This window comes from Pseudomonas sp. P7759 (genome assembly GCF_013386445.1).
Taxonomy (GTDB): Bacteria; Pseudomonadota; Gammaproteobacteria; order Pseudomonadales; family Pseudomonadaceae; genus Aquipseudomonas; species Aquipseudomonas azotoformans_A.
Map to the genome: position 1 here is coordinate 1 of NZ_JACART010000082.1, position 1,106 is coordinate 1,106.

Here is a 1,106-nt window from a genome sequence, read left to right on the forward strand (position 1 = left end):
AGTAGTCACGGTCGCGGGACCAACGTTCCAGGCGCAGGTCGTCGATGGAAAAACCGATTTTCGGGTGCGCTGAGTCGGCCATGACGGGCAGGGCGAGCAGGGCCAGGGCAGTGGCGATGAGGGTGCGTTTGAATGACTTCATGGTGGTGCGTCCTTTTATTGTTTTTGGAAAGACACAGCGTGATGCGGGTAAGACTGTAGAGCGTCTCTCGACGCTCCGTGCAGAGATTTGTCGCGCAAATGTCACCGGTAGATAAAGCGATTCACAATGCCTTCCAGCATCTCCTGCCGACCACTCACCGCCTGCGGGTTCAACTCATGAGCGAAGGCATGCTCGGCCAGCGATTCCAGGCTGAATTCCCCCGCCAGCACCGCGTGGCCCAGCGGCTGTTGCCAGCCGGCATAACGCTGGTCCTTGAATTGCTGCAGCCGGTCGTTCTCGACCATTGCCGCCGCGCGCTCCAGTGCCAGGGCAAGCACATCCATGGCCGCCACATGACCGTGGAACAGGTCCACATCATCCAGGCTCTGGCGACGCACCTTGGAGTCGAAGTTATAGCCGCCATTTTTGAACCCGCCAGCTTTGAGGATTTCATAGGTGGCGAGCGTCATTTCCTCGACGCTGTTGGGGAACTGGTCGGTGTCCCAGCCGTTCTGCGGGTCGCCCCGGTTGGCGTCGATACTGCCGAAGATCCCCAGGGACACGGCGGTGGCAATCTCATGATGAAAGCTGTGCCCGGCCAGGGTCGCGTGGTTGGCCTCGATGTTCACCTTGATCTCCTGTTCCAGCCCGTACTCATGCAGGAAGCCGAACACCGTGGCGCTGTCGTAGTCGTATTGGTGCTTGGTCGGCTCCTGGGGCTTGGGCTCGACCAGCAGGTCGCCCTTGAAGCCGATCTTGTGCTTGTGCTCCACCACCATGCGCATGAAACGCCCCAGCTGTTCGCGCTCGCGCTTGAGGTCGGTGTTGAGCAGGGTTTCATAGCCCTCGCGGCCACCCCACAGCACATAGTTGGAACCCTTGAGCCGCAGGGTGGCGTTCATCGCGCTGAACACCTGGGCGGCGGCGTAGGCAAACACTTCCGGGTCCGGGTTGCTGGCGGCGC

1 protein-coding gene and 1 pseudogene are annotated in these 1,106 nt (G+C 61.0%); both read right to left on the bottom strand.

Features of this window, described 5'->3' with window-relative positions; all coding sequences use genetic code 11:
- A pseudogene (locus HX823_RS30820) lies at window positions 1–142 on the bottom strand (D-xylose ABC transporter substrate-binding protein); the annotation flags it as partial.
- Window positions 143–243: 101 nt separating this feature from the next.
- Window positions 244–1,106, bottom strand: an 863-nt coding sequence (locus tag HX823_RS30825) for a xylose isomerase (protein WP_177078396.1), incomplete at its 5' end; no start/stop codon positions are given.